The organism is Litorilituus lipolyticus, from assembly GCF_006439335.1.
Lineage (GTDB): Bacteria > Pseudomonadota > Gammaproteobacteria > Enterobacterales > Alteromonadaceae > Colwellia > Colwellia lipolytica.
The window spans coordinates 23,173-36,182 of sequence record NZ_SAWY01000018.1 but is presented as its reverse complement, the minus strand read 5'-3'; the positions used below and the strand labels follow the sequence as shown (position 1 = coordinate 36,182).

The following is a 13,010-nucleotide window of genomic DNA, read 5'->3' as shown; positions in this document are numbered from 1 at the left end:
AAGTATTATGAACGAACAATTAACGAACTTATATAAAGCGCATTGGACAACTTTACTGAGTAATGCCGCAGTATTAAATAATAAAAATAGCAAACTACAGCCGAGTTACCCTTTACTTATTAAAGTTAATGAAAAATATGAAAATGCGAAAATTAAAGTGATGGTAGTTGGCCAAGAAACAGATAAATGGCATGGTTTACTTGTTAAAAACAACTTATCAATTGACGACTTAATGAATTGTTATCTTCGTTATTTTCAGAATGTATTAATTGGAAAGCATAAAGAAATTAATAGAAGAGCATTTTGGAATAGGAAAAATTTCAAATACTTTAAGGGAAGATTAGAGCGAGAATTTGGCAAAGAAAATATAGGTTTTGTTTGGAGTAACCTATCAAAGATAGGGAAAAACTCTAGAGGTAAAGTGACTGAAGAAATTAATCATTTAGAAACTGAAAGCTTTAGTGTTCATTTACAAGAGATAGAGATATTAAAACCAGACATTATTATTTTTAATACCGGTAATAATAGAGATCACTTACTTAAAGAGCGATTTGAGGTGAATTTATTATATGCTGGCTATTCTACGAGTAAAAAAGAGATAGCTCAGGTACTATTTCCAGAGCAATACCATCATATTATCTCGTATAGAACCTTTCACCCTAATGCTAGAATCCATGGAAAAACGAGGAAAGATAGAAATCGATATATTGCTGACCAAATAATTAAAAATTTTAATAACTTAAATAAATAAATAAATAAATAAACCTAAATCTGAATAGAATATATTGAAAATTCATTAGGGAAAAACATGACTAAATTACCAGACGATTTTATGGAAATAGTAGAAATAAAAAAGATCCGAGCATGGCCAGTAAACAGCTGTGCTAAATGTGATGTGTCTTTTTATTTTATGTTTAGGCAAGGCAATGTTTTTTATGATGATAGTTGTGATTGTTTTGATAGGGATAAAAGCCGAAAATCTAGTTGGGGTGAAGTAGCTAAGGTGTTCAATAACCCTGACAGTATTGATTTAGCTGAAAAATATAATAAGTTTTGGTTACTTGATTAAAATTGGTGCGATTCATTATGTCGTACCTTTTAGTTACTATTTATACATTGAACAGATAGATCAAGCTTATATTGCTAAGGAAGACTTTTATGTTCTCAACAAATGCAAAGTGGACACTTAAAGTAATAGTTACCATTTTATATATCGCACTAATATGTATTGTTTTTTGGCAAGAGCCTTTGCTTATTTTGGCATTTATTGGAGCGTATTTTTTTATTTTAGAATATGTTCAAAAATTTATTAAAAACCGTAATAAAGCTATGGAAGAAAAAAGAATGTTGTTATTACTCAACATAAAAGAAAAGGCAACAACTCTGTTAAAAGCCTTACAGGAAGAAAAGCAACCAGAGAACGACATAGTTGAGGCGGTTGAGCTAGATAGATCTAATAATTCATCATTATTAGATGCTCGTCAACGGATTGTAACCGATGATGCAGTCAATGAAATCCTTAAAATATATTATCAAATTGATTTATTTAAAGCTGAATCTTATGATGATTTTCTAAATCTCATGCAAATGAATAAATCAAACCTCAAAGATGTTCCTGCTCAATATAGAGATGAAAAGCTCTGCTTAGAAGCGATGAAAACAGGATCAGCGCTTAGTGATGTGCCAGAAATCTTAATTAATGAAGCGTTATGTCGTGAGTATATTGGTTTTTACCCCTGGAATTTCTATGAAGTCCCTGAAGAGTATTTAACACGAGAATTATGCTTTTCTTGGGTTAATATGATTAATTTAGGTGCCATTCCGTCAAAGTTTCGTGATCGAGAGATGTGCTTAGAAGCGATGAGTGAAGATTATCAGCTAATGGGGACTTATGATTTTGACGATAACAGCCCATTTGACTATATACCTGAAGTTCTTAAGGAAGATGAATTGATTATTGAAAGAGCAAAACATATCGGCTGGATTCAATAGTATTAACTTTTACACTGCGATCTATCATGTCGCATAACAGCATTAGTATTTCATTATTGTTTAATCAAAAAGAAATACTCATGATATTAAAAGATATTTTTGAAAACTTTGGCCTAAAACATACTTATAACATTGCATTGCTTCCTCAGTTTGTTAAGGGCTTACTTGAAATACATCGCATTGAGTCTTTTAGAAGAAACAATCGTGATAGTGATGGGATAAAGGTTACTGCACTTGGCAATCATGGTTTATGGCAAGCTAAGCGTATTGTATTGGTAGGTTTTGAAGGCAGAAACTTCACACCTGAGCCGCTCAAACTGACAACAATCACAGAAATTAACTCGGCATACGATCACATTATTAGCCTTGATGAAGACTTTAAGCTCCTAAGCAACTCAGAAGAAGTTGAATCATATCTACATACCTACGTTGATATACAGCGTACTGAAAAGAAAAGCAAAAAAGTCATCGCACCAAAAGGTTGTAAAGTGATAGTAACTCCAAGAGATAGAGAATTTACAGAAGAGTTTATCAGAGAATATTTGAACGACTATGAACTGTATCTATATATAAAGTAGTATGATTTATTTTAGTTTTTTGATTCAACTTTGGGACATTAATAATGAAAAATGAAGTCGAACTATTTCGAGAAAATCTTCCAGAAATAATTACAAGCTTAAACCAGAAAGCTTATCAAAAATTCAATCTTTTACAGGTTATTGGTTTAGGATCTCAAGAGGTTAAACATTCCAACTTATTGGGTTGGTTAATTGATAGTAAGGATCATGAATTCTGCCATCAGGCACTCGCTCAAATCTTACAAGGCTTTATATATGAACAGGCACATGTAAACTCAAATTTGCAAACTTATGTTGATAAAATATGCCAGCATAATGGAAGAACTCCATTAGATATGACGGTTTACCGAGAATCATTAGGCGATATTGACATATTAATTGTTGATAGAGCTAATCAAGTTGTGACGGTTATAGAAAATAAAATTTGGGCAGGTGAACGCACGGATGGAAGTGACGGCGGACAACTTAAAAAGTATGAGGATTTTGTAAAAGCACACTTTTCATCATTTCAACATTTTTTTATTTTTTTGACTCCATCTTTAGAGCCAGCCAAGGGGGGAAATGAGCACTGGATGCTTGGATCGTATCAAAGCATTTATAATGTATTGAGTAACTTAACCGCTAGTTGCAGTAAAACAACGTTATTAATAGAAAGTTATTTAGAGTTATTAGTTAAGGAAAATATTGTGCCAAATCAAGAGCTAAAAGAAATCTGTGAATCTATATGGGATGATACTAGTAATAGAAAAGCTCTAGACACTCTGTTGAAATATCGACCTTCTGAGCTACCTAAAATAGTGAACTATATAAAGGAACATGGAATAGATGTTCACTTAGACGATAAAAATAGGTTGGTTTGGTTTGATGTCTCGAAAGCTTTCGAATTACAAAATATAAAAACGAGTAGTTGTGTTCGATTTTGTATAGACAAATATGAAGGAAGTTATTGGTTAGGGTTTTATATACCTTACGATTTAGGGATTAGATCTATTGAATGTAATTTGTTAAATAAATACTTACCTATAGGCAAGCGTACTAAGCAGACAATAAGTATTACGGGTGATGATTATTATGATCATGAATTGGTAGCAGAACACTTTATAAATCAAATTAAACAGATAGAAAGTGACATTAAAAGCGCTACTAGACTGAGAGGACAATCTTAGCGTTTAACTCGTAAAATTTTATTAACTATCAAATATAACTATCAAATACTGTGTCACAATTGATATCATAGTACTCACTTTTTATATTTCTTAATTGATGGTTAATCAAATAACCCTATGACTCTGCTTATAATTTATCTGGTCGTTGCCATCGGCGTTTCTTTTTTATGCTCGATTCTTGAGGCGGTTTTATTATCTGTTACACCCACATTTGTGGCGCAAAAAACAGCAGCAAAAGCTCGGGGGGCAAAAGTACTTTCGAAGGTCAAAGATAATTTAGATCAGTCTATTTCAAGTATTCTCATTTTAAATACCTTTGCACACACTATGGGTGCTGCAGGCGTAGGTGCGCAAGCTATTAAGGTTTTTGGTGAACAAAAAGAAACTTTAATTGCTTTTTTATTAACATTAGCCATTTTGTATCTTTCTGAAATCATACCTAAAACATTAGGGGCTACTTTTTGGCGAGCGCTGGCTATTCCGTCTTCTTATGTTATTTCATTATTAATCAAATTAGTTTACCCGTTGGTATGGCTTTCTTCCCTAGTCACTCAGTTATTTAGTAAAAAAGGTCAGCCAATTAATAGTCGGGAAGAGTTGAAAACGCTTGCAGCCATGAGTAAAAAGTCTGGTAGTTTGGACAACCATGAAAGTTTGCTTTTAGACAATATTCTTCAAATGCGTGATACAAAAACTGAAGAAATATTAACGCCGCGTAGTGTAGTGCACGCACTTGAGAAACATGTCAGTATCAGTGATGCTATTACCAATGAAAAAACATCAACTTTTACCCGAATTCCTATTTATGATGAATCTATTGATAACATAGTTGGAGTTGTAATTAAGGGGAAGCTGTATCAACAAGATAGAGAAGGAAAGGGCAGTGAAGATATAAGTACTATTTTATCGCCAATTGGTCGGGTTTCAGAGAGCTTACCCGTACTAAATCTATTAGATTTGTTTATTAAACGTAATGAGCATATTTTTGTTGTTGAAGATCATTTTGGTCAAACCGCTGGCGTTGTGACTTTAGAAGATGCAATTGAAACTTTTTTGGGCCGTGAGATTGTAGATGAAAGTGATGAAGTTGCTGATTTACAAAAACTAGCTAAGTCGAATTATCGAAAAAGATTAAAAGAGAAAAATCCTAATAACTCTGAATAATTAAACCTATTTAGATATCCGGATTTATATTTTATTAAGAGAGTGCTAAGTTTGCGGCACTTTTATCATTTTACAGAGAGTATTATTAATGAACCCAATTATCCAATTATTAAAAGAGCACAATGTGTCTGACGAAAAAGTCACACAATTGTTTCAAACATTAACTGAAAACCCAATGATGGCTATGACTATTATTGGCGAACTTGGTATTCCAGCAGAAAAATTACAAGCGTTAATGGGCTTAGTTATGACACAGCCGCATTTAATCAAAGAAGCTGTTGAAGAATTAGGCTTGGACTTTTCAAAAGTTGAAGCAGCCAAAGAAAAATTAAAAGATCAGCAATCGTAATGAATTAGGTTTAACTAGAATGAATAGTGAAAGTACAGTACAGCAGTTAATTATAAAATTATCACAACAGCCAGAAAGTGTTCAGTTTAAAGATGTTATGGAAGTAATAAAAAGTCATTATAACTATGCTGGAAGCGCATTTACTAATGGTGATCTGATAAATGAAAAGGGTATGAATGAAGGCTCTTGTAAGATATTTTATTTCGCAAAATTACTTAACTTATCTGAACAACAAACTTTAGCGTGCTTTGGTGAATATTATCGCAAAGATGTGTTAGAGAACCCTGAGGGTAAAGATCATGGTAATATTCGTAATTTTATGAAAACGGGCTGGGCAGGTATTTCATTTACATCACAAGCGCTAGCTGAGAATTAAAATAAGACTTAAATATCTACCTTTTAAAGAAATGATGAAACAAAAATAATAAGGAAAAATATGAATCATATAGTTAAAAAGCGCCGGGTTTTATTACCCTTTTGCTTAATATTTATGCTGGCTGCATGTTGTGGTCCCGACCTCGCTATTAAACGAGTACAACAATTTATAGCATCACAAAATATTGATAAAACAGATACTAGATGGAAGACTAAATTAGTCAAACCTGAACTATTACCTTTCACTCAAGGAAAAGCATACTTTTGGAATTTAGAAACAACAGCCGGTGCGATTAAAATTAAACTACTACATAAAGATGCCCCAATGCATGTTTCTAGTACCATGTATTTAACGAAGCTTGGTTTCTACGATGATTTAACTTTTCACCGTGTTATACCAGGCTTTATGGCTCAAGGTGGTGATCCTCTAGGTAATGGTCGTGGTAATCCCGGCTATAAATATGCTGGTGAATTTGACGGTGATGCGCGTCATACCAAAGCAGGCATGCTAAGTATGGCTAATGCTGGCCCTAACACCGATGGTAGTCAGTTTTTTATTACTTTTCAGCCAACAGTGTTTTTAGATGGTAAACACACTGTTTTTGGTGAAGTCACTCAAGGATTAGAAACCACGTTGAAGGCTATTGAAAAACTGGGTAGTAGAGGTGGCAGAACTACTGAGGAAATTAAGATAATAAAGGCGACGATTTCCGTAGAAAATGACAACACGAAAACTAAGTAAATAATACACTACAGTCTTTTTACACTTACGTACAAAAAATAGCGTGTTAATGATTGCATAATCTTGTCTATGTTAATATATTGTTACTTTAAAATTCTGTTTTATGTTGTAGCATGTATTTTTCAAAGTTAACCGCTATGTTTATGTCATTTAATCTATCAGCCAAATTAGCACTATTTTGTAATGGAATAGCTTTAAGAGTAGTGCTTTTATGCTTAGCTTGTTTGAGTTTTACTATTAAAGCTCAAACTGTTGAAGTTTTAACTGAGTACTTGCCACCTTTTCAACAACAAAATGATGATGGATCTCTCGGTGGGTATGCAACAGAGGTAATACATCGTTTATTTGAGATCACTCAAGATGAAGCTGACATTAAGGTTATTCCTTGGGCTCGAGCATATGATAGGGCACTAAATGAAAAGAATATTTTAATTTATTCGATTTCTCATACTAAAAAAAGGCATGAATTATTTCATTGGGTTGGTTCTTTGCGGTACGAGCAGTTTCATTTTTGGGGACTAAAAACTAATTTTTCTCAACCTATTAGTGAATTACCACTTTTAAAGAACATATCTGTTGCTGCGACCAATGAACATAATTCTGAACAATACTTAACAGAGCATGGTTTTAATAACGTTTATCGTGTTGTCAATAATAATCAGCCAATCCAAATGTTATATAATCATCGGGTAAATATGATATTAGGTAATAGCTTAATTATTAAAAGCCAAGCGATTGATTTAGGCTTCCAAGAAAGTTTATTAATGCCTATTGCAAGTGCACCAGAACTTGACAATTCTCTAGATATTGCCTTTAGTAAAACGTCTGACATTGACTTAGTTAAACGCTTTCAAGCAGCTTTTAAGCAATTAGAAGAAAGCGGCGAATTAGCTGAGATAAAAGTGAAATGGCGAATATTCGATGATGGTATCTTTTAAAAAACGATCACTGCCATGAGAACAATCCAATGAAGTATATTGCTGTAGAATCAGACTTTTCACTCAGCATAAAAACCACTGTTAAACCAACTATAGCGCCAGACGAATGCCTAATAAAAGTAGAAACCATTGGCGTTAATCGTGCCGACTTGTTACAAAGACATGGTAAATATTCAGCGCCAAAAGGTGAATCCACCATATTGGGCCTTGAAGTCTGCGGAACAATTGTTGCTTGCGGAAGCCTAGTCGAACAATCTAATTTCCCTGCAAATTCTACAGTATTTTGTTTGGTGCCTGGTGGTGGTTATGCAGAGTATGTCAAAGTTAAAGCAGAGCATATTATGCTTTTACCTAATGGCTTTTCTGCTATAGAAGGGGCTGCATTAGCTGAAGTTTTTTTAACTGCTTACCAAAGCTTATTCACACTGGCGAACTTAAACTCTGTTATTCACCATAAAAAACAAAATCAACAACAATGTAATGTATTGATTCATGCAGGAGCAAGTGGTGTTGGCACAGCCGCCATTCAATTAGCTAAAGCAATTGGCTGCTTTGTTACTGTTACAGTAGGTACTCAAAAGAAAGTAGACGCTTGTCTAAATCTTGGTGCTGATCATGCCATCAACTACAACAGTGAAGATTTTGTTAGTTACAGTAAAGCGCATGTTAATAGTGGTTATGACGTTATTATTGATATGGTTGGTGGTAATTATTTACAAAAGAATATCAATGTATGTGCACTTGATGGCTGTATCGTTATGTTAGCTATGCTAGGAGGTCGTTATAGTGATCCCGTTGATTTTGCCAAGTTGCTAAGTAAAAGAATAACTATAAAGTCTTCTACCTTAAGAAATCGCTCAGACGACTATAAAACAGAGCTGATAAATGCTTTTAAGAAAGATTTCATGACAATGTTATCTAAAAAGCAAATTAAGCCCATTATTGACTCTTGTCTTTCTTGGCAAGAAGTGGAACAGGCTCATGATAAACTTAAAAACAATCTAACTATGGGTAAAGTAATCTTAACCGTTGATTAACTCTATATTACCTTGACTAATTTGTTTTTTTGTTAATTATCGCGTTAAGCATTATCTGAGTAAAAACGATAATAGCACCTAAAGTAAAACCTATGATCAAATCTATAATAATAGGTGTTATAGGCTTAAGCACTGCGCCAACTAATGGAACATGAGCGGCATAATCACTCAATAGGCCAATGTATGGGGTTATCGCATGAACACCATGGCTGATTAAAGAACCACCTATTAACCACATCGCAATAGTCCCAGCCACGGCTAAAAACTTCATTAACTTAGGTGCAAAACTTAGCATTGCTTGACCTAATAGTCGTTGAAATTTAGACCAGAGGTTATTTCCTTTAGCCTTCAAAAGCAGTAAGCCACCATCGTCAATTTTAACTATGCCTGCCACTAATCCATAAACCCCCACAGTCATGGCTAATGCAATAAAACTTAAGACGATGATTTGCATACCTATGGACTTATCCGCAATAGTCCCTAGAGCAATAATGATGATTTCAGCGGATAAAATAAAATCTGTTCTTATGGCTCCTTTTATTTTATCTTTTTCAAATTCTTGAATATCTACTTCGGAGTCTTGTAGCGCTGCGACGAGCTTTTGATGGTCTTTTTCTACTTCATCTTTATGGTTAAATTTATGCCATACCTTTTCAAATCCTTCGTAGCATAAATAAGCACCACCAATCATGAGTAGTGGTGTAATAATTATAGGAAGAAAAAAACTAAGTAATAACGCGATTGGAACTAATATAAACTTATTAAGTAATGAACCTTTGAATACTGCCCATACCACGGGGAGCTCTCTATCTGCTTTGATCCCACCTGAAAGTTGTTCGGCATTCACGGCCAAATCGTCTCCGAGTACACCTGCTGTTTTTTTAGCTGCTACTTTAGACAATAATGCGACATCATCTAGTAATAATGCAATATCGTCTAATAAAGTAAGTAAGCTAGCTCCTGCCATTAGTTATTCCTATTGAGCAAGTAAATATATATTAATCAATACTATATGGAGCATACTTTCAATGGTCAATGGCTTTTACATTTTAACTAGTTATAAATTTATTACGAAATAGCAATAGCGATGTTAAGGTTAAAATAACAATAAAATTAAAACTACCGCCGGAGCTATATATAACTTCGGTTTCATACACTTGATCATACTCAGTACTTTCTAATGGTAGAGCATACAGTGAGTTATTATCATCTGCACTATAACTTACAACTAACTCTTCATAATCTGCATCGTATAAGTCGATGAGTACATCGTATGAGCCAGGGGTAAAGCCTTGCTGTAGCGTAGTGATAACTTCATATTCATCTTCTTCAGATTGGCCATAGAGTGTAAATACATCAGTGGAGTAATAATGTACCCAAGGGCCGCCATTGTGACTTAAATATAACTCGGCATACACATTGACATAACTGATGTAACTATATGGATAAAAATCTGCGTCAAAGGTTATGGAAAAGCTTTGATAATACCCATCAAAATCCACATCATCTAATAAAAAGCTATATGCATCATATATGCTGTAGCTATCATGATGTAAGAGGGTAGCGCTATTTGATGCTGATATAGTGTAATGACTTTCCATACCATCTGGCGTAGTAGAGTTAATCAGAGAGTTACTCAGAGTATTTCTGCGAGCAGACTTAATCTTTATATGGTCAGCTCTTATCAGCCCTGTTGCGTTTGTTTCTTTAGATGAATTTTTAGTGTTTGTTGTTTCAGCTGTCTTTGCTCCATTAATCAATTCTGACTTTATGACATTGGTTGCAGCAAAAGGTGAATCCTTGGTTTGTTTATCCTTCCCTTTAAAACTCCCTTTTGAATAAGCTTTTAAGGTTAACTCGCTATTAGAATTTGTCGTATTAGTTGATGCAACGAATGATTCAGCATTTGCAATGTTAATAAAGCTTAATAAAAGTGATGTAAATACAATAGTTCTTGAAAGCAATTTGTTCATAGTGGTACCTATATGCTTAATTATGGTTAAGTTGAGTTAACCATTCTGTAGCTGAATGAAAGCTGAACATGGAATGAACCTGATTTGTATATGTTCAGCAAATGTTCAGTGAGTTTATGGTTAAATGGTTTATCAACAATTATTGTAAATAACTTGTTTAAGTTGGCTTTCTTTAGCTTGGTTGATCTTTTACACTAGCTTGATACGTTTAGTGATTTAGGAGGTGTGAATGAAATTATTACGACCAAAAGCCGCAGTAGTTTTATTATTGTGTAGCTTTACTTTTACATCATTATCACATGCTTATAGTTTTACTCAGAACATAGTGAGTGGTGTTCAAGCAACTAGTAGCTCAAAAAAGTCGAATCAATATGTGATAAAAAATTCACAACATGCGGCTAAAGTGGTTAAAAGTGCTTATGGTGGTAAGGTATTAAAAGTAAAAAAACTTAATAGTAAAAATAGCCCCGCATACCGAGTTAAACTGGTCAGGGATAATGGTCATGTTATTTCAGTCGTTGTTGATGCAAAGTCAGGCCAAATAAAAGGGAAATAACATGCGTTTGTTACTCGTTGAAGATGATATTAATTTACAGAGCAATCTAAAACTAGCGTTAGAAAAAAGTGGTTATTCAGTTGATGTGGCTAATGATGGAGAAGAAGGCCTCTTTCAAGCAACTGAATATGAGTATGATGCAGCTATTATTGATGTAGGTTTACCCAAAGTTGACGGAATTAGTGTCATCAAGGCGATTCGTGCGCAAGATATTAGTTACCCTGTATTAATTCTCACTGCAAGAGATAACTGGCAAGATAAAGTATCTGGTTTAGATGCAGGCGCAGATGATTATTTGACAAAACCTTTTCATAATGAAGAGTTATTAGCACGTTTAAATGCTCTAATTCGACGCGCTGCGGGTAAAGCAAGTCCAATAATCACCAATGGTGTACTGTCAATTAATACGACCAGTTTTGAAGTCAAAGTTGATGGTGAGCTTATCTCTTTAAGTAGTTCTGAATATCGATTACTTGAATACTTAATGCTTAACCAAAACCAAGTGAAGTCTAAATCTGAACTTACAGAACATATTTATGATCAAGATTTTGATCTGGATTCAAATGTTATAGAAGTTTTTATCAGGCGACTTCGTAAAAAGCTTGATCCTTTGGGGCAATTTAATTTTATTGAAACCCACCGCGGTGCAGGCTATCGATTAAGAGCGCTCGATCTATGATTAATCTATATTATTTCTTTTCACTGTTTCTTTTAAGATAACTCGTTTTCACTGTGCTCAATTTAACGAAAAATTCATTAAAACTTCGTATGCTTGCAAGTGCCAGCATAGTAGTACTTGTTTTATTGCCCATTATAGGTTTTATATTAACCAATTCCTTTGAAGCACGACTAATTAAAGCAATTGAAAAAGAATTAACTGCCTATAGTTATTCAATTTTGGCTGTGAGTGAAGTTGAAAATAATGAGCTTTATATGCCTGAGCAGTTAACAGAAAATCTATTTAATGTAAGCCGTTCAGGTCTTTATAGCGCAATATCGACGGTAAAAAGCAAGAACTCGAACAACACTGATTCAATTCTTTGGCAGTCAAAATCATTACTAACTATAGAGCTACCCGTTTTTCAAAAGAGTCCTGAGATCGGTAAAAGTCACTTTTCAACCATCACTTTAAATAATCAAGAACACTTTATATATAGTTATTCTGTGAGTTTTACTAAAAATCTTGGTGAAAATGAGGCTATTGAATTTCCAGTAACCTTGCATTTAATTAAAAGCAAAGCAGATTTTAATGATGCCATTAGTGAGTTTACTTTATCACTTTGGCAATGGTTATTGCTGTTAATGACACTAATTGGTGTTATGCAATGGTTTTGGCTGCGCTGGATGTTTAAGCCGTTGCAACAGTTAAAAGAAGAGGTTCATGAGATTGAGCAAGGAAATATAGCGACATTGGAAAGAGATTACCCTGTTGAACTACACCCCTTAACAAATCAGGTTAATCTACTTTTACAAACTGAACAAAATCAGCGAACACGATATAGAAATGCTCTATCAGATTTAGCGCATAGCTTAAAAACGCCACTAGCTGTTATTCAAAGCCAAGATAGTGAACACCAAAGCACTAAAGAGCAGCTAGCTATTATTAATAATATGATCGATCATCAATTAAAAAGAGCTCAAAGCGCAGGGGAAGCATCTTGGCATTTAGCAATTAATGTGAAGGATGTGCTAGAGAAATTAATATCAACATTGAAAAAGATCTATTTAGATAAAAACGTTCAGTTTGATCTCCAATGTCATGAAAATGCTTCATTTAGGGGAGATGAATCTGATTTATTAGAGATATTAGGTAATCTTCTAGATAATGCCTGTAAGGCCTGTAAACAGCACATTGCTATATCTGTTGAACAAAATGCGCAACGGTTATCAATAATCATAGAAGACGATGGCAGCGGCATTTCATCAGACCTGCGAGAACAAATTTTTAAACGCGGTGTTCGCATTGATAGTTATCAACAAGGACACGGTATTGGACTTGCCATTGTCAGAGATTTAGTGAATAGCTATCAAGGTGATTTATTGATTTGTGAATCAGAAAAACTTGTTGGCGCTAAATTTACCATCTTGTTTAGCCACCATAAAACTCATTAAGTAGAATTAATCTTATCTTATAGCTTTA

Annotated in this window: 16 protein-coding genes; 14 read left to right on the top strand and 2 right to left on the bottom strand. The window is 34.0% G+C overall.

The annotated features are described in order from the left end of the window. Positions 1 to 7 precede the first annotated feature (7 nt). The 11 genes from EPA86_RS07795 (at position 8) to EPA86_RS07745 (ending at position 8,341) form a co-directional block, all read left to right on the top strand. The gene (locus EPA86_RS07795; RefSeq protein WP_140602872.1) at positions 8 to 751 is read left to right on the top strand and encodes a hypothetical protein; all 744 of its coding nucleotides are present in this window, start codon (positions 8 to 10) and stop codon (positions 749 to 751) included. A 57-nt stretch (positions 752 to 808) separates the two neighbouring features. Then, positions 809 to 1,069 carry a hypothetical protein gene (locus EPA86_RS07790; RefSeq protein WP_140602871.1) on the top strand — a complete coding sequence of 87 codons (261 nt, stop codon included), beginning with the start codon at positions 809 to 811 and terminating at the stop codon, positions 1,067 to 1,069. 89 nt (positions 1,070 to 1,158) lie between these two features. Continuing rightward, positions 1,159 to 1,992 (top strand): hypothetical protein, encoded by an 834-nt coding sequence (locus EPA86_RS07785; RefSeq protein ID WP_140602870.1) that lies wholly within the window; start codon positions 1,159 to 1,161, stop codon positions 1,990 to 1,992. Positions 1,993 to 2,018: 26 nt separating this feature from the next. Continuing rightward, the gene (locus tag EPA86_RS07780) at positions 2,019 to 2,570 is read left to right on the top strand and encodes a hypothetical protein (protein WP_140602869.1); all 552 of its coding nucleotides are present in this window, start codon (positions 2,019 to 2,021) and stop codon (positions 2,568 to 2,570) included. Positions 2,571 to 2,614: 44 nt separating this feature from the next. After that, positions 2,615 to 3,736 (top strand): PD-(D/E)XK nuclease family protein, encoded by a 1,122-nt coding sequence (locus tag EPA86_RS07775; protein ID WP_140602868.1) that lies wholly within the window; start codon positions 2,615 to 2,617, stop codon positions 3,734 to 3,736. Between the two features lie 117 nt (positions 3,737 to 3,853). After that, complete coding sequence (locus tag EPA86_RS07770; protein WP_140602867.1) at positions 3,854 to 4,900, top strand: CNNM domain-containing protein; 1,047 nt, start codon at positions 3,854 to 3,856, stop codon at positions 4,898 to 4,900. Between the two features lie 88 nt (positions 4,901 to 4,988). Beyond that, the gene (locus EPA86_RS07765; protein ID WP_140602866.1) at positions 4,989 to 5,249 is read left to right on the top strand and encodes a DUF2999 family protein; all 261 of its coding nucleotides are present in this window, start codon (positions 4,989 to 4,991) and stop codon (positions 5,247 to 5,249) included. Positions 5,250 to 5,268: 19 nt separating this feature from the next. Next, complete coding sequence (locus tag EPA86_RS07760; protein ID WP_140602865.1) at positions 5,269 to 5,625, top strand: HopJ type III effector protein; 357 nt, start codon at positions 5,269 to 5,271, stop codon at positions 5,623 to 5,625. Between the two features lie 60 nt (positions 5,626 to 5,685). Then, complete coding sequence (locus tag EPA86_RS07755; RefSeq protein WP_140602864.1) at positions 5,686 to 6,366, top strand: peptidylprolyl isomerase; 681 nt, start codon at positions 5,686 to 5,688, stop codon at positions 6,364 to 6,366. Positions 6,367 to 6,479: 113 nt separating this feature from the next. Further along, positions 6,480 to 7,304: a substrate-binding periplasmic protein gene (locus tag EPA86_RS07750; RefSeq protein ID WP_140602863.1), complete on the top strand. Its 825-nt coding sequence runs from the start codon at positions 6,480 to 6,482 to the stop codon at positions 7,302 to 7,304. Positions 7,305 to 7,333: 29 nt separating this feature from the next. Then, positions 7,334 to 8,341, top strand: coding sequence for an NAD(P)H-quinone oxidoreductase (locus EPA86_RS07745; RefSeq protein ID WP_140602862.1), 1,008 nt, complete (start codon positions 7,334 to 7,336; stop codon positions 8,339 to 8,341). A 16-nt stretch (positions 8,342 to 8,357) separates the two neighbouring features. On the opposite strand, the gene EPA86_RS07740 is transcribed toward EPA86_RS07745, so the two are convergent. Together EPA86_RS07740 and EPA86_RS07735 are read right to left on the bottom strand one after the other, a co-directional pair. Beyond that, a complete protein-coding gene (locus EPA86_RS07740; protein ID WP_140602861.1) occupies positions 8,358 to 9,308 on the bottom strand; it encodes a DUF808 domain-containing protein in 951 nt (316 codons plus the stop codon). An 82-nt stretch (positions 9,309 to 9,390) separates the two neighbouring features. Continuing rightward, positions 9,391 to 10,314: a choice-of-anchor H family protein gene (locus EPA86_RS07735; RefSeq protein ID WP_140602860.1), complete on the bottom strand. Its 924-nt coding sequence runs from the start codon at positions 10,312 to 10,314 to the stop codon at positions 9,391 to 9,393. A gap of 229 nt (positions 10,315 to 10,543) precedes the next feature. Between EPA86_RS07735 and EPA86_RS07730 the strand changes: the two genes are divergently transcribed. From EPA86_RS07730 to EPA86_RS07720, 3 genes are read left to right on the top strand one after another with little or no spacing between them, the layout of a single operon-like run. Further along, positions 10,544 to 10,870, top strand: coding sequence for a PepSY domain-containing protein (locus EPA86_RS07730; protein ID WP_140602859.1), 327 nt, complete (start codon positions 10,544 to 10,546; stop codon positions 10,868 to 10,870). 1 nt (position 10,871) lies between these two features. Continuing rightward, positions 10,872 to 11,549 carry a response regulator transcription factor gene (locus tag EPA86_RS07725; protein ID WP_140602858.1) on the top strand — a complete coding sequence of 226 codons (678 nt, stop codon included), beginning with the start codon at positions 10,872 to 10,874 and terminating at the stop codon, positions 11,547 to 11,549. A 53-nt stretch (positions 11,550 to 11,602) separates the two neighbouring features. Further along, a complete protein-coding gene (locus EPA86_RS07720) occupies positions 11,603 to 12,982 on the top strand; it encodes an ATP-binding protein (RefSeq protein WP_342777395.1) in 1,380 nt (459 codons plus the stop codon). Positions 12,983 to 13,010: the final 28 nt, after the last annotated feature.